Annotated in this window: 25 protein-coding genes; 13 read left to right on the top strand and 12 right to left on the bottom strand. The window is 68.2% G+C overall.

What is annotated here, in order from left to right; genetic code table 11:
* Window positions 1-114 precede the first annotated feature (114 nt).
* The 5 genes from N5C88_RS22420 to N5C88_RS22400 are packed head-to-tail and all read right to left on the bottom strand — an operon-like array spanning window position 115 to window position 4,308.
* On the bottom strand, window positions 115-423 hold the full coding sequence (locus tag N5C88_RS22420) for a DUF2160 domain-containing protein (RefSeq protein WP_059380042.1): 309 nt from the start codon (window positions 421-423) through the stop codon (window positions 115-117).
* Window positions 424-442: 19 nt separating this feature from the next.
* Complete coding sequence (locus N5C88_RS22415) at window positions 443-1,255, bottom strand: carbohydrate ABC transporter permease (RefSeq protein ID WP_280016281.1); 813 nt, start codon at window positions 1,253-1,255, stop codon at window positions 443-445.
* Window positions 1,248-2,138 carry a sugar ABC transporter permease gene (locus N5C88_RS22410; RefSeq protein WP_118932070.1) on the bottom strand — a complete coding sequence of 297 codons (891 nt, stop codon included), beginning with the start codon at window positions 2,136-2,138 and terminating at the stop codon, window positions 1,248-1,250. Before N5C88_RS22410 ends, N5C88_RS22415 begins: the two co-directional genes overlap by 8 nt.
* Window positions 2,135-3,223 (bottom strand): ABC transporter ATP-binding protein, encoded by a 1,089-nt coding sequence (locus N5C88_RS22405; protein WP_059380039.1) that lies wholly within the window; start codon window positions 3,221-3,223, stop codon window positions 2,135-2,137. The genes N5C88_RS22410 and N5C88_RS22405 overlap by 4 nt, the downstream gene beginning before the upstream one ends.
* Window positions 3,223-4,308: an ABC transporter ATP-binding protein gene (locus tag N5C88_RS22400; protein ID WP_280016280.1), complete on the bottom strand. Its 1,086-nt coding sequence runs from the start codon at window positions 4,306-4,308 to the stop codon at window positions 3,223-3,225. The genes N5C88_RS22405 and N5C88_RS22400 overlap by 1 nt, the downstream gene beginning before the upstream one ends.
* 189 nt (window positions 4,309-4,497) lie before the next feature.
* Between N5C88_RS22400 and N5C88_RS22395 the strand changes: the two genes are divergently transcribed.
* Window positions 4,498-5,310, top strand: coding sequence for a DeoR/GlpR family DNA-binding transcription regulator (locus N5C88_RS22395; RefSeq protein WP_041653853.1), 813 nt, complete (start codon window positions 4,498-4,500; stop codon window positions 5,308-5,310).
* Between the two features lie 5 nt (window positions 5,311-5,315).
* The gene (locus tag N5C88_RS22390; RefSeq protein WP_118932072.1) at window positions 5,316-6,914 is read left to right on the top strand and encodes a glycerol-3-phosphate dehydrogenase/oxidase; all 1,599 of its coding nucleotides are present in this window, start codon (window positions 5,316-5,318) and stop codon (window positions 6,912-6,914) included.
* A gap of 49 nt (window positions 6,915-6,963) precedes the next feature.
* Here the strand turns inward: N5C88_RS22390 and N5C88_RS22385 are convergent, their stop codons facing one another.
* From N5C88_RS22385 to N5C88_RS22375, 3 genes are all read right to left on the bottom strand, one after another.
* Complete coding sequence (locus N5C88_RS22385; protein ID WP_059380037.1) at window positions 6,964-7,563, bottom strand: HD domain-containing phosphohydrolase; 600 nt, start codon at window positions 7,561-7,563, stop codon at window positions 6,964-6,966.
* Between the two features lie 166 nt (window positions 7,564-7,729).
* Window positions 7,730-8,410 carry a type 1 glutamine amidotransferase domain-containing protein gene (locus N5C88_RS22380; protein ID WP_059380036.1) on the bottom strand — a complete coding sequence of 227 codons (681 nt, stop codon included), beginning with the start codon at window positions 8,408-8,410 and terminating at the stop codon, window positions 7,730-7,732.
* The gene (locus N5C88_RS22375; RefSeq protein WP_280016279.1) at window positions 8,407-9,456 is read right to left on the bottom strand and encodes an NADP-dependent oxidoreductase; all 1,050 of its coding nucleotides are present in this window, start codon (window positions 9,454-9,456) and stop codon (window positions 8,407-8,409) included. The genes N5C88_RS22380 and N5C88_RS22375 overlap by 4 nt, the downstream gene beginning before the upstream one ends.
* 165 nt (window positions 9,457-9,621) lie before the next feature.
* Between N5C88_RS22375 and N5C88_RS22370 the strand changes: the two genes are divergently transcribed.
* The 10 genes from N5C88_RS22370 to N5C88_RS22325 all read left to right on the top strand — a co-directional run bounded on the left by N5C88_RS22370 (window position 9,622) and on the right by N5C88_RS22325 (window position 19,707).
* Window positions 9,622-10,338 carry a TetR/AcrR family transcriptional regulator gene (locus tag N5C88_RS22370; protein WP_059380098.1) on the top strand — a complete coding sequence of 239 codons (717 nt, stop codon included), beginning with the start codon at window positions 9,622-9,624 and terminating at the stop codon, window positions 10,336-10,338.
* Between the two features lie 2 nt (window positions 10,339-10,340).
* Window positions 10,341-11,309 (top strand): HlyD family efflux transporter periplasmic adaptor subunit, encoded by a 969-nt coding sequence (locus tag N5C88_RS22365; RefSeq protein WP_280016278.1) that lies wholly within the window; start codon window positions 10,341-10,343, stop codon window positions 11,307-11,309.
* Window positions 11,306-12,271 carry an ABC transporter ATP-binding protein gene (locus N5C88_RS22360; protein ID WP_118932074.1) on the top strand — a complete coding sequence of 322 codons (966 nt, stop codon included), beginning with the start codon at window positions 11,306-11,308 and terminating at the stop codon, window positions 12,269-12,271. The genes N5C88_RS22365 and N5C88_RS22360 overlap by 4 nt, the downstream gene beginning before the upstream one ends.
* A complete protein-coding gene (locus N5C88_RS22355; RefSeq protein ID WP_059380032.1) occupies window positions 12,268-13,413 on the top strand; it encodes an ABC transporter permease in 1,146 nt (381 codons plus the stop codon). Before N5C88_RS22360 ends, N5C88_RS22355 begins: the two co-directional genes overlap by 4 nt.
* Before the next feature lie 6 nt (window positions 13,414-13,419).
* A complete protein-coding gene (locus tag N5C88_RS22350; protein WP_251879881.1) occupies window positions 13,420-14,901 on the top strand; it encodes an efflux transporter outer membrane subunit in 1,482 nt (493 codons plus the stop codon).
* Between the two features lie 131 nt (window positions 14,902-15,032).
* Window positions 15,033-15,755, top strand: a complete 723-nt coding sequence (locus tag N5C88_RS22345; RefSeq protein WP_118932077.1) for a response regulator transcription factor — start codon at window positions 15,033-15,035, stop codon at window positions 15,753-15,755.
* Between the two features lie 118 nt (window positions 15,756-15,873).
* Window positions 15,874-16,356: a YbaK/prolyl-tRNA synthetase associated domain-containing protein gene (locus N5C88_RS22340; RefSeq protein ID WP_059380030.1), complete on the top strand. Its 483-nt coding sequence runs from the start codon at window positions 15,874-15,876 to the stop codon at window positions 16,354-16,356.
* Window positions 16,357-16,381: 25 nt separating this feature from the next.
* Window positions 16,382-18,361: an FUSC family protein gene (locus N5C88_RS22335; RefSeq protein WP_251879878.1), complete on the top strand. Its 1,980-nt coding sequence runs from the start codon at window positions 16,382-16,384 to the stop codon at window positions 18,359-18,361.
* A 3-nt stretch (window positions 18,362-18,364) separates the two neighbouring features.
* Window positions 18,365-19,153, top strand: a complete 789-nt coding sequence (locus N5C88_RS22330; protein ID WP_059380028.1) for an NRDE family protein — start codon at window positions 18,365-18,367, stop codon at window positions 19,151-19,153.
* Between the two features lie 119 nt (window positions 19,154-19,272).
* Window positions 19,273-19,707, top strand: a complete 435-nt coding sequence (locus N5C88_RS22325) for a carboxypeptidase-like regulatory domain-containing protein (protein WP_059380027.1) — start codon at window positions 19,273-19,275, stop codon at window positions 19,705-19,707.
* Between the two features lie 6 nt (window positions 19,708-19,713).
* On the opposite strand, the gene N5C88_RS22320 is transcribed toward N5C88_RS22325, so the two are convergent.
* Entirely contained in the window at window positions 19,714-20,691 is a 978-nt protein-coding gene (locus N5C88_RS22320) for a glycerophosphodiester phosphodiesterase family protein (protein WP_280016277.1), read from the bottom strand.
* 11 nt (window positions 20,692-20,702) lie between these two features.
* A complete protein-coding gene (locus N5C88_RS22315) occupies window positions 20,703-21,077 on the bottom strand; it encodes an MAPEG family protein (RefSeq protein WP_280016276.1) in 375 nt (124 codons plus the stop codon).
* 195 nt (window positions 21,078-21,272) lie between these two features.
* Here N5C88_RS22315 and N5C88_RS22310 point away from each other — a divergent pair, with 195 nt between their 5' ends.
* Window positions 21,273-22,076: a CPBP family intramembrane metalloprotease gene (locus N5C88_RS22310; RefSeq protein ID WP_280016307.1), complete on the top strand. Its 804-nt coding sequence runs from the start codon at window positions 21,273-21,275 to the stop codon at window positions 22,074-22,076.
* A gap of 16 nt (window positions 22,077-22,092) precedes the next feature.
* Here the strand turns inward: N5C88_RS22310 and N5C88_RS22305 are convergent, their stop codons facing one another.
* Together N5C88_RS22305 and N5C88_RS22300 are read right to left on the bottom strand one after the other, a co-directional pair.
* Window positions 22,093-23,145 (bottom strand): alkene reductase, encoded by a 1,053-nt coding sequence (locus N5C88_RS22305; RefSeq protein WP_280016275.1) that lies wholly within the window; start codon window positions 23,143-23,145, stop codon window positions 22,093-22,095.
* A 49-nt stretch (window positions 23,146-23,194) separates the two neighbouring features.
* Window positions 23,195-23,542: a metalloregulator ArsR/SmtB family transcription factor gene (locus N5C88_RS22300; protein ID WP_059380022.1), complete on the bottom strand. Its 348-nt coding sequence runs from the start codon at window positions 23,540-23,542 to the stop codon at window positions 23,195-23,197.
* Between the last annotated feature and the right edge of the window lie 51 nt (window positions 23,543-23,593).

The raw sequence follows: 23,593 nt of genomic DNA, 5'->3' as shown, positions 1-23,593 counted from the left end.
CCTGTCTCCTCGATAAGTCTTCCCCATCGTTTGCTGCGGACCGCTGGCCGGGGAAGACGCTGGCCGATAGTCCTTACCAACCTCTTGAATACGCGAAGGGTCTGACGCCCCTCTTCAGCCTTTCCTCATGACGAATGCCAGCAGCAGCATGGACGCGATGAAACTGATCCAAACCGATGGCGGCTCGTCCAGCGAAAACCATTCCGCAGCCTTTTGGCCTAACCCCAGGAACGCAAGATTGAGCCAGGCCGCGGCCATCAGGCCGATGAAAAGCCGGTCGCCGCGCGTGGTGCGCAGGGGCAGGAAGCCCTTGCGCTCGGCCGTGGGCGATTTCAGTTCCCACACCGTCATGCCGACCAGCATCAGCACGATGCAGGAAAAGAACACAGCGACGGGAGTGGTCCATACCATCCAGCTGAACATGAGCGCGCTCTCCTTGCCTCTACACCCGGCCCATCGCGAAGCCCTTCGCGATGTAATGCCGCACGAACCAGATGACGATGCCGCCCGGCACGATGGTCAGCACGCCCGCCGCGGCCAGCACGCCCCAGTCCATGCCGGAAGCCGACACGGTGCGGGTCATGGTGGCGACGATGGGCTTGGCGTTGACCGAGGTCAGCGTGCGCGCCAGCAGCAGCTCCACCCAGCTGAACATGAAGCAGAAAAATGCCGCCACGCCCACGCCCGACTTGATCAGCGGCAGGAAGATCGTCAGGAAAAAGCGCGGGAAGGAATAGCCGTCGACATAGGCGGTCTCGTCGATCTCGCGCGGCACGCCGGACATGAAGCCCTCCAGGATCCAGACCGCCAGCGGCACGTTGAACACCAGGTGCGCAAGCGCCACGGCCAGGTGCGTGTCCATCAGGCCGAAGGAGCTGTAGAGCTGGAAGAACGGCAGCAGGAACACCGCGGGCGGCGTCATGCGGTTGGTCAGCAGCCAGAAGAACACGTGCTTGTCGCCGATGAAGCGGTAGCGCGAAAAGGCGTAGGCCGCCGGCAGCGCCACGGCCAGGGAAATCACCGTGTTGATGACCACGTAGATCAGCGAATTGATGTAGCCGGAGTACCAGGCCGGGTCGGTGAAGATGGTGCGATAGTGCTCGAAGGTGAAGTCGCGCGGCCACAGCGTCAGGGTGCTGACGATCTCCGTGTTCGTCTTGAACGACATGTTCAGCATCCAGTACAGCGGCAGGATGGCGAAGATCAGGTACAGGGTCAGGAAGACGCCGCGCCAGCCGGAATTTTTCTCACGCATTTGCGCGCTCCTCGTCAAAGCCGCCAGTGGTTCCGGCGCGCTGCATCCAGTTGTAGAGGATGAAGCACAAGAGCAGGATGATCAGGAAATAGATGATGGAGAACGCGGCCGCCGGCCCCAGGTCGAACTGGCCCACCGCCTTCTGCGTCAGGTACTGCGACAGGAAGGTGGTGGCGTTGCCCGGCCCGCCGCCCGTCAGTACGAAGGGCTCGGTGTAGATCATGAAGCTGTCCATGAAGCGCAGCAGCACCGCGATCATGAGTACGCCGCGCATCTTGGGCAGCTGGATGTAGCGGAACACCGCCAGGCGCGAGGCGCCGTCGATGCGGGCGGCCTGGTAATAGGCGTCCGGTATGGCGCGCAAGCCCGCGTAGCACAGCAGCGCCACCAGCGGCGTCCAGTGCCATACGTCCATGATCAGCACCGTGACCCAGGCGTCGAAGTCGTTGCCGGTGTAGTTGTAGTCCACGCCCAACCACGACAGCGTGGCCCCCAGCAGGCCGATGTCGGTGCGCCCGAACACCTGCCAGATGGTGCCCACCACGTTCCAGGGGATCAGCAGCGACAGCGCGATGATCACCAGCACGGCGGAAGCGCGCCAGCCGCTGGCGGGCATGGACAGGGCCAGCAGTATGCCCAGCGGGATCTCGATGGCCAGCACGGCCAGAGAAAAGCCGATCTGGCGGAACAGCGCGCCATGCAGTTCTTCATCCTGCAGCACGGCGGCGTACCACTCGGTGCCGACGAAGACGCGGCGCTCGGGCGAGATGATGTCCTGCACCGAATAGTTGACGATGGTCATCAGCGGCAGGATGGCCGAGAACGCCACGCACAGCACCACGGGCAGGACCAGGAACCAGGCCCGGTGATCTATGGGTTTCATCGGATCAGCTCCTCGTCGCGGTAAAAGCAGGTGTGCGGATTCAGCACCGACAGCCAGACCGTGCCGCCGGCCGCGGCCGGGACGATGTTGCTGGCCAGCCGGGCGCGCACCGGCGCGCCCTCGAAGTCCGCCACCAGCAGCGTGTAGGTGCCCACGTCCTGCACCCGCTCCACGCGCATGGCCACGGCGCCGGGCGCGCCCGGCTCGGTGATGCGCAAGTATTCGGGGCGCACACCCAGCTTCACGGGACCCGCGCCGTCCAGCTTTGCCGCCATCTCCGCCGGCAGCCCGGCGACGCGGCTCTTGCCCACTTCCAACCCGCCGTCGCGCCATTGCGCCGGCAGGAAGTTCATGCCCGGCGAGCCGATGAAATGGCCCACGAAGGTATGCGCCGGCCGCTGGAACAAGTCATCCGCGGTCCCGACCTGCACCGCCCTGCCGCGCGCCATCACCATGACCTCGTCGGCAAAGGTCAGCGCCTCGGTCTGGTCGTGCGTCACGTAGATCAGCGTCAGCTTGAACTCGTGGTGGATTTCCTTGAGCTTGCGCCGCAACTCCCATTTGAGCTGCGGGTCGATCACGGTCAGCGGCTCGTCGAACAGGATGGCCGACACGTCGCTGCGCACCAGCCCGCGTCCCAGCGAAATCTTCTGCTTGGCGTCGGCGGTCAGGCCGCTGGCGCGCCGGTCCAGCACATGCGACATCTCCAGCATCTCGGCGATGCGCCCGACGCGTTCGCCGATGAGCTTGGGCGCCATGCCGCGGTTGCGCAGCGGAAACGCCAGGTTCTCGGCCACGGTCATGGTGTCGTACACCACCGGAAACTGGAATACCTGGGCGATGTTGCGCGCCTGCGGGGTCTTGTCCGTGACGTCCTGGCCGTCGAACAGGATGCGCCCGTGCGACGGCCGCAGCAGGCCCGACACGCAATTGAGCAGCGTGGTCTTGCCGCAACCGGACGGCCCCAGCAAGGCGTAGGCCCCGCCGTCCTTGAAGGTGAAGGAAAGCGGCAGCAGCGCATAGTCCTCGTCGGTCTTGGGGTCTGCAACGTAGGAATGGGACAGGTCCAGCTCGATCTGCGCCATCAGGCCGCCTCCCCCGCGCCCGCCGGCTGCCGCGGCGCCGCCAGCAGCGCGCCGCCCGCGCCGAAGGCATAGGTCTGCGCCGGGTTGAAATAGAACTGCACGCGGTGGTCCAGCGTATAGCGGTGGACCCCGGGCAATTGCGCCACCACGTCGCCCGCCTCCGTCTGGGCGTGCACGAAGGTGTCGGACCCGGAGATCTCGGCCAGCTTCACCACCCCGGGCAGCACGATGTGGCCAGGCCGCGGCTCGACATCGAGGGCGCCGGCGCGCAGGCCGGCGGTAATCTCCGTATCGGCGCCTTGCGGCAGCGCCCGTTCCACCGCCAGGTCTCCGTGCAGCACGAAGCCGGATGCCGTGCGGCGCGCGGCAAACAGATTCATGGGCGGATCGCTGAAGGCGCGGGCCACGCGGATGGAATTGGGGCGGTGAAAGACCTCGGCCGTGGGACCGTATTGCAGCAGTTCGCCCGCATCCAGCACCGCGGTGTGGCCGCCCAGCAACAGGGCCTCGCCCGGCTCGGTAGTGGCATAGACCACCGTGGAGCGTCCTTCGGCGAACAACTCGGAAAGTTCGTCGCGCAGTTCCTCGCGCAGCTTGTAGTCCAGGTTCACCAGGGGCTCGTCCAGCAGGATGAGCGGCGCGTCCTTGGCCAGCGCCCGGGCCAGCGCCACCCGCTGCTGCTGCCCGCCGGACAGCTCCGAGGGATAGCGTTCCAGCAGATGATCGATGTGCAGCCGCGCCGCCATGGCGCGGACTTTTTCGCCGATGTCCGCCGCCCCGCGCAGCTTGAGCGGCGAAGCGATGTTGTCGTAGACCGACATGGAGGGGTAATTGATGAACTGCTGGTAGACCATGGCGACATTGCGCTGGCGCACTGGCACGCCGGTCACGTCGGCGCCGTCGACCAGCACGCGGCCTTCGGTGGGCCGGTCCAGCCCGGCCATGATGCGCATCAGCGAGGTCTTGCCCGCCAGGGTGGCCCCCAGCAATACCGTCATGGCGCCCTCGACGGGGGCCAGGCTCATGGGATACAGGTGCGTCTGCGAGCCGGCCCGCAAACCTACCCTGTCCAAGTTCAGCTGCATCTGGTCTCCTCTACCTACTAATACGTCCCTGTTTTTTACGGCGGACTTCGGTATTCGGTACAGCGGCTCGGCCTGCATTCAAGCGAACAGCAGGATGAGCATACTCTTTCAGATAGCTTTCGTTTATTGTGCGTTTTACTCAAGAAGCGAACAAAAAACAATCTTGCGGCGCGGCATTATTTTTCGCTTTTGTTGTTTTACTATACGAACATGACACTGAACCCCAGACAGAGCGCCTTGATCGAAATGGTGCGGGCCCAAGGCTCGGCCTCGATCGAGGAGCTCGCCAAACGCTTTGACGTCACGCTGCAGACGGTGCGGCGCGACGTCAATATTCTTTCCGAAGCGGGCCTGCTGTCGCGCTTTCACGGCGGCGTGCGCATCGAAGCGTCCACCATCGAGAACATCGCCTACCGCAAGCGCCAGGGCCTGCACGCCGCCGGCAAGCAGCGCATCGCCGAGGCCGTGGCGCGCGCCGTGCCCGACGGCTGTTCGCTGATCCTGAACATCGGCACCACCACCGAAGCGATTGCGCGCGCCCTGCTGCGCCATCGCGGCCTGCGCGTCATCACCAACAACCTGCACGTCGCCGACATCCTCTCGGACAACCCGGATTGCGAAGTCATCGTGGCCGGCGGCGTGGTGCGTTCGCGCGACCGCGGCATCGTCGGCGAAGCCACCATGGACTTCATCCGCCAGTTCAAGGTCGACATCGGCCTGATCGGCATTTCCGGCATCGAGGCCGACGGCACGCTGCGCGATTACGACTTCCGCGAAGTGCGCGTGGCGCGGACCATCATCGAACAGTCCCGCGAAGTCTGGCTTGCCGCCGACAGCAGCAAATTCAAGCGCCAGGCCATGGTGGAACTGGCGCACATCTCGCAAATCGACCGCTTCTTCACCGACGCGCATCCGCAAGAGCCGCTGGCGCAAGTCCTGCTGGACGCGGGCGTGCGCTGCGACGTCGCGGCCGCCCCGAATACCTTGAAGCAAACACCTTGAATCCCATGAACCAACCGCTAGCCTCCGTCGCCCCGCCCGACCGCAACCGCCTCCTGAACACGCTGGACAACACGCACTCCTGGGACGTGATCGTCATTGGCGGCGGCGCCACCGGCCTGGGCACGGCCGTCGATGCCGCCTCGCGCGGCTATCGCACCCTGCTGATCGAAGGCGCGGACTTCGCCAAGGGCACGTCCAGCAAGGCCACCAAGCTGGTGCACGGCGGCGTCCGCTATCTGGCGCAGGGCAACGTCAGCCTGGTGCGCGAAGCGCTGCACGAACGCGGCCTGCTCAACCGCAACGCGCCGCACCTGGTGTGGCCGCTGGGATTCGTGGTGCCGGCCTACAACCTGTTCGACCAGCCCTTCTATGGCATCGGCCTGAAGATGTACGACATGCTGGCCGGCAAGCTGAACCTGGCGCCCAGCCGCTGGCTGTCGCGCCGCGACACGCTGGCCAACGCGCCGACGCTGGCCGAGAACGTGCAGGGCAAGAATCTCAAAGGCGGCGTGCTGTATTACGACGGCCAGTTCGACGATGCGCGCCTGGCGGTGAGCCTGATGCGCACGCTGTTCGACCTGGGCGGCACCGCGGTGAACTACATGCGCGCCACCGGCCTGACCATGACGGGCGGCAAGGTCGACGGCGTTACCGTGCAGGATGCGATCGGCGGCGCCAGCTTCACGCTGCGCGCGCGCTGCGTGGTCAACGCCACCGGCGTATGGGTGGACGCGGTGCGGCGCATGGAAGACAAGAACGCGCAGACCATGGTCGCGCCCAGCCAGGGCGTGCACCTGACCTTGCCGCAGGATTTCCTGCCGGGCAAGCGCGCCATCCTGATTCCCAAGACCGACGACGGCCGCGTGCTGTTCGTGGTGCCATGGAATGGCCACACCATTGTCGGCACCACCGATACGCCGCGCGACGATCTGCCGCTGGATCCGCAAGCGGGCGCGCAGGACGTGGATTTCATCCTGAGCACCGCGGCGCGCTATCTCAGCCGCAAGCCTACGCGCGACGACGTCACCAGCGTCTGGGCCGGACTGCGTCCGCTGGTCAAGGCCACCGGCGAAGCCTCCACCAAGTCCTTGTCGCGCGAGCACACCATCCTGGTGTCCAAGGCCGGACTGGTAACCGTCACCGGCGGCAAGTGGACCACCTACCGCCGCATGGCGCAGGACGTGGTCGACACGGCCATCCAGCATCAGCTACTGACGCAGGCCACCTGCCGCACCGAATCGCTGCCGCTGCATGGCGCTGCGGGCCTGGCTCCGTCGCAGGAACATGCCGGCACGCCGGACAGCTACTACGGCAGCGACCTGCCGGCTTTGAAGGCGCTGCCCGGCGCCGACCGCATGCTGGTCAAGAGCAGTGGCTTGTCGGAAGCGCACGTGCGTTTCGCTGCGCGGTACGAACTGGCGCGCAGCGCCGAGGATGTGCTGGCGCGACGCAACCGCGCCTTGTTCCTGGACAGCGAGGCCGCGATGCTGGCGGCGCCCGAAGTGGCGCGCATCCTGGCCGAAGAGCTGGGGCATGATGCCGCGTGGCAGCAGCGCACGCTGCAGGAATTGGCGTTGGTGGCGGCGAATTACCGCTTGAAGTGACCCGCCGCCCGACTTGCGCAACCCGCCGGCGGTGCTGGCGGGGTCTGTGCTACGGAACCCTTAGCGGGCTCTTCGCGATCATCGATTCGAATGTGCGCAACAGCGCCGGGTCGCATTTGGCGCCGGCTTCCTGGTGCAGGATGCGCATGATCTCCGCGTGCGTGCGCGCGGGGTGATAGGGACGCGCATCGCCCAGGGCATCGTAGGAATCGGCCAGGGAAATGATGCGCGAATGCAGCGGGATGTTCTCGCCGCGCAGGCCTGCGGGATAGCCTGATCCGTCAAAATGCTCGTGGTGATGGCGCACCGCCCGCGCGATCAGCTCGCGTTGCGGGATGTCGCTGTGCATGATGATGTCGGCGCCCACCGCGGCGTGCGCCTTCATGATTGCCCAATCGTCCGGGTCCAGCCGCTTGGGCGAATACAGCACTCGGTCCGGCGTGCCGATCTTGCCGATGTCATGCAGGCGGGCAGCGACCGCGACCACCTCCTGCTCGGATTCCGGCAGGCCGCAGGCCCGGGCCAGCGCCACGCTCAGCGCAACAACTCTTTCGGAATGGCGGCCGGTGGCCGGGTCGCGCGCCCGCATGGCGGCAAACAAGGCCGCCACGCAGGAGCCTGCGGGATATTCGGGTACGTCTGGAGGCATCGGTCATCGCGCGCAAGTGGGTCGTGCCGCATTGCGCTGTAGCAAAAGGTCGCGATTCTGACACATTGCGCAGCAATCCTTGCCGATCAGATGCCGCGCCCCGGGGCAAAGCAGTGCCGGCCCCGTCCCGCGCATGCCGCAGGATCCGGGTCCGGCACGCCAGGACTCAATCCTTCAACCGGTCCAGCAGCGCCTGCGCCACGCCCACGGAAGACGCTGGATTCTGGCCCGTGACCAGCAGGCCGTCGCCGACCACGTGCGGCTGCCAGTCCGGGCCGCTGGTGTACTGCCCGCCCAACTGCTTCAGTTCATCCTCGACCAGGAAGGGCACCACGTCGCTCAATTGCACAGCCGCCTCTTCGGCATTGGAAAAGCCGGTGACCTGCCTGCCCTGCACCAGCGGCTTGCCGTCGGCCGTCTTGGCGTGGCGCAACACGCCGGGCGCATGGCAGACGGCCGCGACGGGCTTGCCCGCCGCCAGCATGGTTTCGATCAGCGCAACCGAATTGGAATCTTCCGCCAGGTCCCACAAGGGGCCGTGGCCCCCGGGGTAGAACACGGCGTCGTAGTCGGCCGCCTGCACCTGCGCCAGCCGCAAGGTGGCGGCCAGTTGCCGCTGCGCGTCCGCATCCTGGCGAAAGCGCCGCGTGTCGTCGGTCTGGGCGTCGGGGTCGTCGCTCTTGGGGTCCAGCGGCGGCTGGCCGCCCGCGGGCGAAGCCAGCGTGACCTTGGCGCCGGCGTCGACGAAGGCGTAGTACGGCGCAGCGAACTCCTCCAGCCAGAAGCCGGTCTTGCGGCCGGTGTTGCCCAGCGTGTCGTGGGAAGTCAGCACGATCAGGATGTTCATGTGGCGCTCCTTTCGTCCGGGCCGACGCGCACGATGCGCTTGCCGGCGTTTTCACCCCTGAGCAGCCCCATCAGGCCGCGCGGCGCGTTCTCCAGCCCATCGACCACATCCTCGCGGTACTTGATGCGGCCTTGCTTGATCAAGTCTTCCATCGCCTCGCGGAATTCGCCGTAGCGGTGCGCGTATTCGTTGAAGATGATGAAGCCCTGCATCTTGAGGCGCTTGGTGAGGATGGCGCGCATCAGCAGGCCCAGGCGGTCCGGCCCTTGCGGCTGGCTGGTGGCGTTGTAGGCCGAAATCAGGCCGCAGACCGGTATCCGCGCGCGCGGGTTCAAGAGCGGCAGCACCGCGTCGAAGACCGCGCCGCCGACGTTCTCGAAATACACGTCGATGCCCTGCGGCACGGCGCGCGCCAGGCGGCCCGGCAGATCGGGCGCCTTGTGGTCCAGGCAGTCGTCAAAGCCCAGTTCCTGGACCACGTAGCGGCACTTGTCCGCGCCGCCCGCGATGCCGATCACCTTGCAGCCATGGATCTTGGCGATCTGGCCGACCACCGCCCCGACCGCGCCGCTGGCCGCGGCCACCACCACGGTTTCGCCCGCCTTGGGCTGGCCGATGTCCAGCAAGCCCATGTAGCCGGTGAACCCAGGCATGCCCAGCACGCCCAGCGAGTAGGACGGATGTTCGGGATTGGGCCCCAGCCGCAGCAGGCCGGCGCCATCCGACAAGGCGTAATCCTGCCAGCCGGATTGCGCCAGCACCCACTCCCCCGCACGGTAGTCGGGATGATTCGAGGCTTCGACCCGCGTGACCGTGCCGCCGACCATGACGGCGCCGACCTGCACCGGTTCGGCATAGGACGGCGCGTCGCTCATGCGGCCGCGCATATAGGGATCGAGCGACAGGTACACGGTGCGCAGCAGCACCTGGCCGGGGCCGGGTTGCGGCACCTCGCCGGTTTCCAGGCGGAAATCGCTGTCCGCCGGCTCGCCCTGCGGGCGTGCGGCGAGCACGATGCGGCGGTTGATGGAAGACGATTGCGGCATGACGGTCCAGCCTCCTGCAAGTAAGCCGCCCGGGCCTGGCGCACACGACCCGGGTGGCGGGATGGGGTACCGATCCATTACACCATCGAAGCCCGCGCATCCGGCGCGTAACCCTGAAGAGCGCCCCTCTTTTAATTAATTAATAATTTAATTAACATACGCCGCATGCGTTCCGCTCCCTCTGCCCCCTCCCGCCGGCCCGGCCGTCCGCCGCGTCCCGACAATGCCGCCGCCCGCGCCAACCTGCTGGACACCGCCACCGGCCTGTTCGCGGCCCAGGGCGTCGCCGCCACCACGCTCACGCACATCGCGCAACGCGCCGGCGTCACCACGGCGATGGTGCATTACTACTTCAAGAGCCGCGACCAGCTGATCGACGCGGTGGTGCAAGAGCGGATCGTGCCGGTCATCGGCTACGTCTGGTCGCCGCTGCCGCAGGCGCAGACACCCGCGTCCGACCCCGCCGCAGCCGCGCGCGCCTTCATCGCAGAGGTCGTGGGCCGACTGGTGCAGAGCGCGGTCGAACGGCCCTGGCTGCCGGCCCTGTGGTTGCACGAGGTCGTGAATGAAGGCGGTCAGCTGCGCGAACGCGTGCTGCGCCATCTGCCCGCCGAACGCCTGCAGGCCTTCATCGGCCTCATCACCGAATGCCAGCTTGCGGGCGCCATCACCCCCGGCGTGGAGCCGCGGCTGGTCTTTCTTTCCGTCCTGGGACTGACCCTGCTGCCGCTGGCCACCTCCGGCCTGTGGCAGCGCGTCCTGCAGGACGCCGCGCAGCCGCAAGCCATAGACACCCGCGCGATCGCGGCCCACGCCATCGCCATGCTCACCGGCGGCCTGTTCTCGCCTTCCGCCCCGACTCCCGCCATTCCAGGACGCTGACCATGCGCATCCCTCCCGTCTTGCGCCGCCCCCTGCCCGCCTCGGCGCTGGCCTTGCTTGCCCTGGGCGGCTGCGGCAAGGACAGCGGCGCCTTCTTCCAGGGCTACGCCGAAGGCGAATATGTCTACGTGGCGTCGTCCGAGGCCGGCCGGTTGGCCGAGCTGCCGGTACGGCGCGGCCAACAGGTGGAAGCCGACGCGCCGCTCTTCGCGCTGGAGGCCACGCGCGAAACCGCGGCGCGCGACCAGGCCAGCGCGCAGCTGGCCGCCGCCGTGGCCCAGGAAGAAGACATCGCCACCGGCAAGCGTCCGCCCGAAGTGGACGTCAGCCGCGCCCAGCTGGCGCAGGCCGAGGCGGCCAGCCGCCGCTCGGCGGCGCAATTGCGGCGCGATACCGACCAGTTCCGCATCGGCGGCATCGCGCGCGCGCAGCTGGACGACAGCCGCGAACAGGCGCAATTGGATGCGGCGCGGGTGCGCGAATTGCAGGCCCAGCTGGAAGTGGCCCGCCTGCCCGGCCGCGACGACCAGCGGCGCGCCCAGGCCGCCCAGGTCGACGCGGCCCGCGCCGCGCTGGCCCAGGCGGAATGGACATTGGCGCAGAAGCGCCTGGCGGCGCCGGCCGCCGGGCTGGTGTTCGACACGCTCTACCGCGTGGGCGAATGGGTGCCTGCCGGCAGTCCGGTGGTGAGCCTGCTGCCGCCGGGCAATATCAAGGTGCGCTTCTTCGTTCCGGAAACGGCGCTGGGCGCGCTGAAGGTGGGGCAACAGGCGACGGTGCGCTGCGACGGCTGCGGCGATCCCATCCCTGTCCGCATCGATTACATATCGGCCCAGGCCGAATACACGCCGCCGGTGATCTACAGCCGCGAAAGCCGCAGCAAACTGGTCTACATGGTGCAGGCGCGGCCAGCGCCCGAAGCCGCCACGCGGCTGCACCCGGGGCAGCCGGTGGAGGCGGTGCTGCAATGAGCGCGCCCGCCGCCACTCAGGAAGCTTCCGCCGGGCAGTACGTCATCGACGTGCACGGGCTGAACAAACGCTTTGGCAACAAGCACGTCGTCAACGACGTGTCGCTGCAGGTGCGCGAAGGCGAGATCTTCGGCTTCCTCGGCCCCAACGGCAGCGGCAAGACCACCTGCATCCGCCTGATGTGCGGCCTCTTGACGCCGGACTCGGGCAGCGGCACCTGCCTGGGCTACGACATCCTGCGCGACAGCGCGCAGATCAAGCGGCACGTCGGCTACATGACGCAGAAGTTCTCGTACTGGGACGACCTGACCATCCGCGAGAACCTGGACTTCGTGGCGCGCATGTACGGCATGCCCGAGCGCAAGGCAACGGTGGAGCGCGCGCTGGAAGACCTGGGCCTGCAAAGCCGCGCCAAGCAATTGACGGGTTCCTTGTCCGGCGGCTGGAAGCAGCGCCTGGCATTGGCGGCCTGCCTGCTGCACCAGCCCAAGCTGCTGCTGCTGGACGAACCCACGGCGGGCGTGGACCCGACCGCGCGGCGCGACTTCTGGGAGCAACTGCATGAGCTGGCGGCGCGCGGCATCTCGGTGCTGGTCAGCACGCACTACATGGACGAAGCCGAGCGCTGCCACAAGCTCGCCTACATTTCCTACGGCCGCCTGCTGACGCAAGGCACGGCCGAGGACGTCATCGCCGAGCAGCACCTGACCACCTGGGCCATCCATGGGCACAACCTGGTGCCGCTGGCGCAGCGCCTGCGCGACGCGCCGGGCGTGGACCAGACCGTGGCGTTCGGTTCCGCGCTGCACATCAGCGGCCGCGACGCGGCCTTGCTGGAACGCACGCTCAGGGACGCCATCGCCGGCCAGGACCTGAGCCTGGAGCCCATCGACACCAGCCTGGAGGACGTCTTCATCTATCTGATGAAGCGCTCCACCGACAACTTCGCGAGCCCGCCATGATGCGCCATCTGCAAGGCTTTTCCTGGTCGCGCTGGTGGAGCATGGTGCTCAAGGAGTTCCTGCAGCTGCGCCGCGACCGCATCACCTTCGGCATGATCGTGGGCCTGCCCATCATGCAGCTGGCGCTGTTCGGCTACGCCATCAACACGAACCCGAAACAGATGCCCACCGCGGTCATCACCGCGGACCACAGTCCGTTCACGCGCAGCTTCGTCGCGGCGATGAAATCGTCGGACTACTTTCACATCATCGAGGAACTGGACAACGAAGAAGCTGGACGCACGGCGCTGGCCCAGGGCCGCGTGCTGTTCGTCCTGACCATCCCGCCGGACTTCAGCCGCAAGCTGCTGCGCGGCGAGCGCCCCGCGCTGCTGATCGAGGCCGACGCCACCGATCCCATGGCGACCGGATTGGCCATAGGCGCGGCCACGCAGTTGTCGCAGGCCGTGGCGCAGAAGGACTTGACCGGACCGCTGGCCAGCCTGGCGGGCGGCCAGCCGCCCTTCGACGTGCTGGTGCACCAGCTCTACAACGAAGAGCAGATCTCGCAATACAACACGGTGCCGGGCCTGATGGGCGTGATCCTGACCATGACCCTGGTGATGATGACCGGCCTGGCCATGACGCGCGAACGCGAACGCGGCACGATGGAAAACCTGCTGGCGATGCCGGTACGGCCCCTCGAAGTGATGACGGGCAAGATCGTGCCGTACATCGCGATAGGCCTGATCCAGTCCAGCATCATCCTGCTGGCCGCGCACTTTGTTTTCCACGTGCCGTTCCTCGGGTCGCTGCTGGCCGTGTACCTGTCGGCGCTGGTGTTCGTGGCCGCCAACCTGACGGTGGGCATCACCCTGTCGTCGTTGGCGCAGAACCAGTTGCAGGCCATGCAGCTGACCATGTTCTATTTCCTGCCCAACATGCTGCTGTCCGGTTTCATGTTCCCGTTCCAGGGCATGCCGATGTGGGCGCAGTACCTGGGCAACCTGCTGCCGCTGACGCATTTCAACCGTTTGATCCGCGGCATCCTGCTCAAAGGCAACGGCTGGTGGGACTTGTGGCCCAGCATCTGGCCGCTGCTGGTGTTTACCGTGGTCGTCATGACCGCCGCCGTGAAGTTCTACCGCCGCACCCTGGATTGAACCGCCATGTCCCGCTCCACGCCTTTACCCCTCCCGCCCACTGCGCCGCCGCGCCCGGCCGCGCTGGTCCTGTGCGCGCTGCTCGCGGGCTGCGCCGTGGGGCCGGACTTCGAACGCCCGGCGCCGCCGCAGGTCGACGCCTATGCCGCGCCCCGCGATGCTTCTGCGCCCATCGGCGCGCAACGCCTGCAAGAAGGCGCCGACATCCCTGCGCAATGGTGGCAGCTGTTCCGCTCCGAAGCGCTCGACCAGCTGGTGCGGCAGGCCCTGCAGGCCAGTCCCACGTTGGAGCAGGCGCGCGCCCGCTTGCGTCAGGCAAACGAAGACCTGAACGCCGAAACCGGCGGCCGCATGCTGCCCCAGGTCAATGGCAACCTGTCGGCAACGCGGCAGAAGGTGGACCCCGCGGCCTTCGGCGTGCCGGTGGCCGAACAGCCCCCGCCCTTCACGCTCTACAACGCGTCCATCGACGTGTCCTACACGCTGGACGTATTCGGCGGCAACCGCCGCGCGCTGGAAGGCCTGGGCGCGCAGGCGGACTACCAGGCGCATGAGCTGCAGGCCGCGCGCATGTCGTTGGCCGCCAACGTGGTCACCGCCGCCATCCGTCAGGCCGACCTGAGCGAACGCCTGACCGACACGCGGGCGCTGCTTGCGGCGCAGGAGCGGCAGCAGGACATCATGCGCCAGCGCCAACAGGCGGGCGGCGTGTCCGAGGCCGATCTGCGCAATCAGGAGCTGCTGGTCGCGCAGACCCGGGCCACGCTGCCGCCGCTGGAATACCAGCTGGCGCAGGCCACGCATCAACTGGCCGCTTACCTGGGCCTGGCGCCGGCCGAACTGCGATCCGCGCCCCTGCGGCTGGCCGACCTGACGCTGCCCGCCGACGTGCCCACCGGCGTGCCGTCGGCGCTGACCCGCCAGCGGCCCGACATCCTGGCCGCGGAAGCGCTCTGGCATCAGGCCTCGGCCAATGTCGGCGTGGCCGTCGCCAACCAGTATCCCCAGTTCACCCTGACCGCCAGCTTCGGCTCGCAACGCACCCGCGTGGGCGACCTGTCCAATGGCCTGAACGTCTGGAGCCTGGGCCTGGGACTGGTCCAGCCGCTGTTCCACGGCGGCGAGCTGCGCGCGCGCACGCGCTCGGCCGAGGCCGCCTACGATGCGGCCGCGGCCGGCTACCGTCAAACAGTGTTGGAGGGCTTCCGGCAGGTCGCCGACGCCTTGCGCGCCGTACAGACCGACGGCGACGCCTACCTGGCCAGCGACGAGGCATGGCGCCGCGCCGATGAAGCCGAACGCATCGCGCAAGGCCGCTACCAGGCCGGCGGCATCAGCCACCTGAGCCTGCTGGACAGCCAGCGCCAACTGTTGCAGACACGCATTGCGCGCACCGCGGCGGACGCGGCGCGCCACGCCGACACCGCTGCCTTGCTGCAGGCGCTGGGCGGCGGCTGGTGGAACGAAACGCCCGCCGACGCACCATAACGGTGCTGCGACACGCCTCGCGTAACCATGCCCGAGAATTCGGGTCATAAAGTGGCGTTGTGCGAGGTTTAGGAAATCGCTGTATCCGATGCATCATGCATGCGCCCATGCTGCACAGATCACAACGATTCATGAATGACCTACTAGACCTGATCGTCTTCTCGCCCGATCCCGGCGTGCGCGCGCACCGCGGCGCCGCGCTGACGGAAATGGGTTTCTCGCCCCGGCTGTGCGAAGACTCCAACAGCCTGTTCCGCCTGTTTCAGGCCCGCCGCACCCCTTTGCTGGTGATGGAAACCGAACTTTCCGATCTCTGCATGGCCGTGGCCGGCCTGCGCGCCCTGGACACCACCGCGGGCATCGTCGCCATATCCAACTTCGACTCCCCTGAAAGCCGCATACTCGGGCTGCATTGCGGCGCCGACGTCTGCCTGCCGCCAGACGCGGGCGCAACGGAAATCGCCGCCGCGCTGCAGGCGCTGGTGCGGCGCATACCCGCGGCCGGCCGGCGCGCCGCAGATGCCGAGCCGCGCCCGGCGCAACCGGCGCCGGCAGGCGAAGCGATGGCCAAATGGCAATTCCACGACGCGGCCTGGACGCTGGTCAGCCCGCAAGGCAAACGCCTGGCCCTGACGCTGGCCGAGCGCGAATTCCTGCTCAAGCTGACGGCTTCCGCCGACAAGCGCCTGCCGCGCGCCGACGCAGCCATCACGGACTCGCATGGCGGCCACGAATCGATGCGCCGCACCGACGTGCTGGTCAGCCGCCTGCGCCGCAAGGCCCAGGACCTGAACCTGGAGCTCCCGATCCGCACCGTCTGGGGCTGGGGTTACGCCTTTACCGGAGAAATCTGAGGCGGCTGGCCGCGATCGGCGCACGCGCCGCCGCAGCGCTGCGCGGCGGGCGTATCATGCGGCGTACGAGGCCGACTCCCGGCCTGCGCCCGCCACATCCCGATCTACACGCCCCGACATGGAAGTCTTCGAACGCCTGCAAGCCCTGCTTGCCCAGAACCAGGCCCGCTACCGCCTGATTGAACACGCCGCAGCCGGCCGCTCCGTCGAAGTCGCGGCGATCCGCGGCACCGAGGTCAGCCAGGGCGCCAAGGCGCTGGTCTGCCGCGTCAAGATATCCTCCAACCAGCGCCGCAATGTGCTGGCCGTGTTCCCGGCCGACAAGCAGGCCGACCTGGACGCAATCGCCCGCGCGGCCGGCGGCAAAAAGGCGTCGCTGGCGTCGCAGGACCTGGCGCGCGAACTCACCGGCTGCGAGATCGGCGCCATCCCGCCCTTCACTTTCAATCCCGACCTGCACCTGCTGGTGGATCCCAGCCTGCGCCAGCGCCACGATGAAATCGTGTTCAACGCCGGCCGCCTGGACGCCTCCATCCTCCTGAACACGGAAGATTACTTCCGGCTGGCCGCGCCCGACGAGGCGCCGCTGATCAAGGCCTGATTCCGGGCCGCGCCACGAGGCTGCCGTGTTCCGTTCCTCGCTGAAACATGCCGCGCGCAACGCCAACATGCGTTGGCTGATGAGCCTGGCGCACATGGAACCTTCGCCCGTCAGCCGCTGGGTGGCGCTGCGTGCCGCCCTGGCCATCGGCTTGCCTTCGGCGGTCGGACTCGCGCTGGACCAGAGCGCGGCGGCGGCCCTGGTCGCGCTGGGCGCGCTGCCCGCCATCACCGGCGACAATGGCGGCCCTTACCGCAACCGCGCGCTGTCCATCGGCGCCACCGTGTTCGGCGGCGCGTTTGGGTACTTCCTCGGCACGATGATTGCCGGACACGGGCTATGGACCTCCGCGGCCATGACGCTGCTGGTGCTGGCGGCCAGCCTGGTCGGCACCTTCAACAACATCGCCGCCGTTTCCACGCTGCAATTCGCCACCTACGTCATCGTCGGCGCCAGCCTGACTTCCAACCTGCCGTCCTGGCTGCCTTCCGTGCTGGTGGGAGCCGGCGGCCTGTTCGGGCTGGCGCTGACGCTGACGGGCTGGGTGGTCAACCCGATAGCGCCCGAACGCGCCGCCGTCGCCATGGCCTACCGCAAGCTGGCCGCCATGTTCGCCGCCATCGGCACCTCGCACACCATGAGCGCGCGGCGCGACATGGAAGCGGCCATGACCACCGCCTACGACACCGTGCTGGCTGCCCGCCGCGGCGCGGCCGGCCCCTCCCCCCGGCTGGCGCGGCTGGCGGCGCAGCTGCAAGCCTGTACGCCGCTGACCAATACCGCGCTGGAGCTGGCCCGCGCCGGCCGGGTGCTGCCGCACGATTGCGCACGCGTCATGAACCGGTTGGCCGACCGCGTGGAGAACGATGCGACGCCGGACCCGCGCGAGGACATCGCGGCCTTGCGCCAGGCGGACATGGCACCCTTGGCCGACGCGCTGGCCCAGGTGCAGCCCCTGCTGGACGGCGCCACGCTATCCGAGGCCGACGCCTTTGCCGGCCTGCCCCCCGCGCGGCCGCGCACGCCCTGGCGCGTGCTGGCGCGCACCTACCGGCCGGGGCCGACCACCGTGCGCTATCTGGTGCGGCTGGGGCTGTGCCTGATCGCCGCCGAGGCCGTGTCCATGGCGTTCTCGCTGCCGCGCTCCTACTGGGTGCCGCTGATCGTGGTGGTGGTGTTCAAACCCAACTTCGGCTCGGTGTTCGCGCGGGCGCTGCAAAGCTGCGCGGGCAGCGTGGTCGGCGTGGCGATCAGCGCGACCGTGCTGGCGCTGGACCGCAACGGCATCGTCAGCCTGCTCACGGTGGCCGGGCTGGCGTCCCTGCTGCCCTGGTCGGTGCGGCGCAACTACGGCTTGTTCTCGGCCATCCTGCTGCCCATCCTGATGCTGCTGATCGGCGCGCTGCAACCAGGCAGCTGGCCCATCGCGCTGGCGCGCCTGATCGACGTGGCCGTGGCCGCGGGCATCGTGCTGCTGGTGGGCTACCTGCCGTGGATACGGATCGAGCGCAGCAACCTGGACCACACCGTCGCCGCCGCCATGGACACGCTGGCCGCCTACCTGAACACCGTGTTCCAGGCAGATCCCACCAGCCGCCACGACCTGCGCGCCAGCGCCTACGCGCGCCTGTCCGACCTGCGCATCGCCTTGCAGCGCGGGCTGTCGGAACCGCGCCTGGTCAGCCGCCGCGCGCTGGCCTGGTGGCCGGTGGAGGTCGCGCTGGAGCGCGTGGCCAATGCCATTTCCGACACCGCCTGGTCGCTGCCAGCCGACCAGCCAGCGCCCAGCGCCGCGGAGCTGGCGCAACTGGCGGCCAGCCTGCACCAGATGAGCGCCGCTGTTGCGCAAGGCGCGGCCATGCCGGCCGCCGCCATCGCGTCGCCCGCGCCGGCGCTGCGCGACGTGGCCGCCCAGATCGAAGCCTTGCGCGCCGCGCTGGCCGGCCCGGATTTCGCGGCTGCGCCAGGCAAAGCCATTCCCGACAAACCCGCCAACCAGGTCTGAACCATGTGTCTTGCCGTACTGGCCCTGCACGCCCTGCCGGGCATCCCCGTCCTGATCGCCGCCAACCGCGATGAATTCCACCAACGCCCCACCTTGCCCGCCGCGCAATGGCCCGATGCGCCCGAGGTCTACGCCGGCCGCGACGGCCTGGCCGGCGGCAGCTGGATGGGCGCGACGACCGGCGGACGCCATGCGCTGGTCACCAACTTCCGCGAACCGGGCCGGATCATCGAGAACGCGCCTTCGCGCGGCGCGCTGGTCGAAGACTATCTGCGCGGCACGGCCTCCGCGGCCGACTACCTGGCGCAAGTGCATGCCAAGGGCCAGGCCTACAACGGCTTCAACCTGATCGTGGGCGATGCGCGCGAAGCCTGGTATCTCAGCAACCGCGATGGCGGCCCGCGCCGCCTGGCTCCAGGCGTCTACGCCCTGTCCAACCATCTGCTGGACACGCCCTGGCCCAAGCTGGCGCGCACCAAGGCGGCTTTCGAAGCCGTGCTGCGCAGCGGGCCGCAGCCCGACCTGCCCGCGCTGATGGCCGCGCTGGCCGACCGCCAGCCCGCCGACGACGCCGACCTGCCCGCCACCGGTCTGCCGCTGGATCGCGAAAGGCTATTGAGCAGCCCGTTCATCGTCAGTCCGAACTATGGCACCCGCAGTTCCAGCGTACTGGCGCTGCGCGACGGTGGCGCCGGACAGCTGGATGAAAGGCGCTTCGCCCCGGACGGCTCGGTCAGCGGCGAAAGCCGGCTGACATTTTCCTGGCGCGCGGCACGCAGTACGCTTACCTAGGCTGCGGAAACAATCGGTTGATATCGGAGACCCGCCGGCGCGAACTCCGCGCCGGCATGCGGGTCGAAATGTTCATGCGCGTACAAAACCGCGCAGATCGTCCTATCCAGGAGAGTCTCATGAACAAGCGTATAGAACGCTGCACCATGGCCGCCGCGATGGCGCTGGGCAGCATGGCCTTTGCCGGCATCTTGTCCACCGCCCAGGCGGGCATGCCGCCGGTGCAGCAGCAGGGTTCGGTGCAGTATGTCAGCGGCGGCATCGGGCTGGACGAATCCGAAGCCATGAAGGCCGCAGCCAAGGACTATCCGCTGGCGCTGACGTTCGCGGCGCAACGCGACGGCCAGGCGGACTACGTTGCCAATGTCTCCGTCACCATCAGCGATGCGCATGGCAAGTCCGTGCTGCAAACCACTGCCGAAGGCCCGTACATGCTGGTCAAGCTGCCGGCCGGCAACTACAAGATCTCGGCCACCTACAACGGCCAGGCGCAGAACCGCAACGTCGCGGTGCAAAACACTGGTACCGCGCGCGCCGTGTTCGAATGGAAGTAGCGGCTTTCATGGCCCGCGCTTGAACGCGCGCGCCACGGCTTCGATTTCGTTGGTCCAGATCCCGCCCGCGTATCCCGCCGGCACGCGGCGTATGTCCTCGGGCGTGTCGATGCCCGTGGAATGGCCATCGCCGGCGTAAGGACCGAGCAGGAACACGCTGCTGCCCGCCGCCTCCATGCGGTCCAGGAAGCGGCCGGGCCAGCCCCACAGCCAGGGCGCGACATTCACCGGCACTGTCAGCGCCATGCCACGGCAGACTTGCGGCACATGGCCGGTCCAGCCCGCCGCCGCATAACGCAACAGGCAGGATTTCAGATCCGCGCGCGTCAGCGTGCGCACGCCCGGCGCCAACTCGCGCAGCCGGCCTACCGGCTCCTCGCCTCCGTACACCATGAAATCGGCGCGCCTGGCCGGCGGCAAGCCGTTGAGCACCGCCGCCAACGCCGCGCCTTCCTCCGCGTCGCGGCTCTTGACGTTGATGAGAAAGCGCTGGCGCGGAAACGCCTCCAGCACTTCGGACAGCGTGGGCATCAGGCCCACGCCGCGCCCGCGGAACGGAAAGGTCTTGCCGCCATCCGCGGTGTAGCCATAGCCGATGTCCAGCGCCTTGAGTTCGGCCATCGTGTGCTCGCGCGTCGCGCCGCGGCCCTCGGTGCGGCAATCGACCGTCCAGTCGTGGAACACGGCGAACTGGCCGTCGGTGGTGGGATGGACGTCGATCTCGACGATGTCCGCGCCGGCCTCGAAGCTGGCGCGCATGGAGGCGATGGTGTTTTCCAGATAGCCGTGCGTGGGTTCGACGATGCGGGTCGCGGTGCAGGTGTCCCGCTCCATGCCCACCGTGTCGTAGCGTTGCGCGATGCCGCGATGCGCGAGCAGCGTCGCCCGCGCGCCGGGATCGGACACCGACCAGTCAGCGTTGTTGACGTAGATGAAGCCCGGCAGCGCAATGGCCGCCAGCGCCGCGACACGCCACTTGCGCATGGCGCCGCCCGTTAAACGCCTGCGAACAGGATCGCAATGATGAAGCCCACGCTGATCGCCCACACCAGCGAACGCAGCGCGCCCCAGCCCGCCAGGTACATGGCCAGATAGCCCAGCCGCACGCCCAGCCAGCAGGCCATCAGCGTGGCCACGTGCGCGGGCGGCGCCTGGGTATACAGCGCGAACAGCACCGCCGCGTAGAAGAACGGCAGCGATTCGAAGGTATTGGTCTGCGCCGCGTTGGCGCGCGCCCGCCAGCCCTCCTGCCGCGCCAGCCAGGCGCGCGGATCGTTGTTGTCGAATTTCTTTCCGCCCGCCTTGGCGACGATCGCCGACACGAAAGGCAGCACCGCCGCCGCCAACATCAACCACGCGATCAATTTCATAGTCTGGCTCCCAGGTATCCGGCAGGCGCCAGGATACCTGGGTTCGCCGCGCGGCGTCAGCACACGCGCTCAGCGGCCCGGCGCGCATGCCGTGCGGCTTGCACAGAGCGGCGCGTTTACACTCAGCGCTTTCAACGCCCGTCCACGCCCGTGCCCCTGCTCAGCCCCTGGTCCGCACTGTTCATCGCCGCCGCCATGCTGTGGCCGCCCGCCACGCGCCGCTGGGCGCTGGCGCCGCTTGCCGCCGCCTACGCCTGGGCCTGGACCGATGGCACGATAAACGCCGTGGCGCTGGTCTGGCCGGCGTTGCTGATCGCGGCGGCCGTGCTGGTCCAGCCCGCATCGGGCGCAATGGCGCGCACCGCCGGCCATGCGCTCTTCATCGCACTGGCCGCGCTGCTGTTCCTGCACTGGCTGCCGGGCTTCCACAACCCGCAAGTCATCGCGCCGGCGCCCCTGAGTCCGGACGCCGTGCCTTTCGGCATGTACCTGAACCTGGACAAGCCGCTGGTGGCGTTCTGGGTGGTGCTGGCGCTGGCGCCGCCGATGGCGGGGCCGACCCCGCGCGCCACGCTGTCGGCCGCGTTCCTGGCCTGCGCGGGCGCGCTGGCCCTGTGCCTGGGCTGCGCGCTGGCGCTGGGCGTGGTCGGCTGGACGCCCAAGTGGCCGCAATCGGGCTGGATCTGGCTGATCAACAATGCCTTGCTGGTGACCTTGGCCGAGGAGGCGCTGTTCCGCGGCTACCTGCAGCAGCGGCTGACGGACCTGTGGCGCGGCCGCGCCTGGGGTTCGTGGGCGGCCTTGATCATCGCGGCCGCGCTGTTCGGCCTGGCGCACTACGCAGGCGGCTGGCAATGGATGCTGCTGGCCGGCCTGGCGGGCGCGGCCTACGGCCTGGCCTACAAATACGGCGGCCTGGCCGCGGCGATGCTGGCGCACCTGGGCCTGAACGCGGCGCACTTCGGCTTGTTCACCTATCCGATGCGCGCCGTGCTCTGAAGGCCGGACCAGCCGGTCAAGCCAGGGCCGGATAGTCGGTATAGCCGCCCGGGCCAGGCGCATAGAACGTGGCCGGGTTGGGCCGGTTCAGCGGCGCCTTGAGTTCGAAGCGGCGCGCCAGGTCCGGGTTGGCGATGTATTGCACGCCGAAGGCCACGGCATCGGCCCGGCCCGCGGCGATGGCGGCCTCGGCCGACTCGCGGCCGAATCCTTCGTTGGCGATGTACGTGCCGCCGAACTCGGCCTTGAGCATCGGGCCCAGGCTGTCGGCGGCTTCATACTCGCGCACGCACAGGAAGGCGATGCCGCGCTTGCCCAGTTCACGCGCCACGTAGCCGAAGGTGGCGGCCGGGTTGGAATCGCCCATGGTGTGGATTTCCCCGCGCGGCGACAGATGCACGCCCACGCGGCCCGCGCCCCACACCGACACGCTGGCGTCCACCGCTTCCAGCAGCAGCCGCGCGCGGTTTTCGAGCGAACCGCCATAGGCGTCAGTGCGGTGGTTGGTGCTGTCCTGCAGGAACTGGTCCAGCAGATAGCCGTTGGCGGCATGCACTTCCACGCCGTCGAAACCGGCCTCCATGGCCATCTGCGCGCCGTGGCGGTAAGCCTCGACCACGCCCGGAATCTCGGCGGTTTCCAGCGCGCGCGGCGTGACGTAGGCGCGCTGCGGCCGCACATGGCTGACGTGGCCCTTGGCCGCAATGGCGCTGGGCGCCACGGGCAGTTCGCCGTCCAGGAACATGGGATCGGAGATCCGGCCCACGTGCCAGAGCTGCGCCACGATCAGGCCGCCGGCCCGGTGCACCGCGGACGTGACCTTGCGCCAGCCCTGGACCTGTTCGGGGGTCCACAGGCCCGGCGTATCGGCATAGCCCACGCCTTGCGGGGTGACCGCCGTGGCTTCGGTCAGGATCATGCCGGCGCCGGCGCGCTGGGTGTAATACTCGACCATCAGGTCGTTGGGCACGCGGCCCGGGCTGGCGTGCATGCGCGTCAAGGGCGCCATCACGATGCGGTTGCGCAGCGTCAGATCGCCTGCGCGCAGGGGTTCGAAAAGTTGGCTCATGCGTAAATCCTTGGCCCCGGATGAAGGGGCCGCTGGCGGCGTAGCGGGGCTACATATCCTGGTTCAATTGCCGCAGGAACGCGGCAATGGCGGCTTCGTTGCGACGGTAAAAAATCCACTGCCCCACCTTGGTCGCCGAGATCAGGCCCGCGCGCTGCAGAACGGCCAGGTGCGAGGACACGGTGGACTGGGACAGTCCGCAGCGTTCATCGATGTGGCCCGCGCATACGCCATGCTCGAAGGTATGGCCCGGGCGTACCTCGAAGTACGCGTGCGGCGTCTTCAGCCAGGCAAGAATGTCGCGCCGCACCGGATTGGCCAGCGCCTTGAGGATGGCGTCGGCGTCGATGGCAGGTAGCGAGGCGGCAGGGTCGGGGCTGGAAGTTGAGACCGTCATATTGAAGTATCGCAATTTATCGAATCTTATATCGGAACTATTCGATATATA

It is taken from the genome of Achromobacter sp. GD03932, assembly GCF_029839485.1.
Taxonomy (GTDB): Bacteria; Pseudomonadota; Gammaproteobacteria; order Burkholderiales; family Burkholderiaceae_B; genus Achromobacter; species Achromobacter bronchisepticus_A.
The sequence above is the reverse complement of the archived record's forward strand: the minus strand, read 5'-3'. Positions and strand labels throughout refer to the sequence as shown.